Origin of the sequence: Streptomyces sp. BE20, assembly GCF_036322525.1 — a bacterium.
Lineage (GTDB): Bacteria > Actinomycetota > Actinomycetes > Streptomycetales > Streptomycetaceae > Kitasatospora.
Map to the genome: position 1 here is coordinate 1 of NZ_JAQYWW010001021.1, position 320 is coordinate 320.

Below are 320 nucleotides of genomic sequence, written 5' to 3' on the forward strand. Positions count from 1 at the left end.
GGGGTGGTGGCGTTCGTCCAGAGGTGGGTGGTCGAGTTCTTCTTCGAGTTCGCCGGCTCCAGGCGGTTGCTCTGTTCGTGGGTGTTCTGCGATTCCTGCGCGTGCTTCTGGAGCTGGGTGTCGGTGTCGTTCGCCGCGGTGTCGAGCCGCAGCAGCGGCTGCTGCTGGTGGTCGCCGGGGAGGCCCTGGAGATCGCCGCGCTCCCCCCGGTCCGGTTGGTCGCCGCCCGGACCGGGCTGTTCGTCGTCATCACCGGTCAGGAGGACTGGGACTGGAACCGGGGCGTGCCGGACACCCACTGGGCCGCCGGCAACGGCCAC

At 70.3% G+C, this 320-nt stretch carries 1 protein-coding gene; it reads left to right on the forward strand.

Annotated elements, in window-relative coordinates; genetic code table 11:
* Positions 1–77: 77 nt before the first annotated feature.
* On the forward strand, positions 78–320 hold a 243-nt coding region (locus tag PUR61_RS27965), incomplete at its 3' end, for a beta-ketoacyl synthase N-terminal-like domain-containing protein (RefSeq protein WP_329882214.1).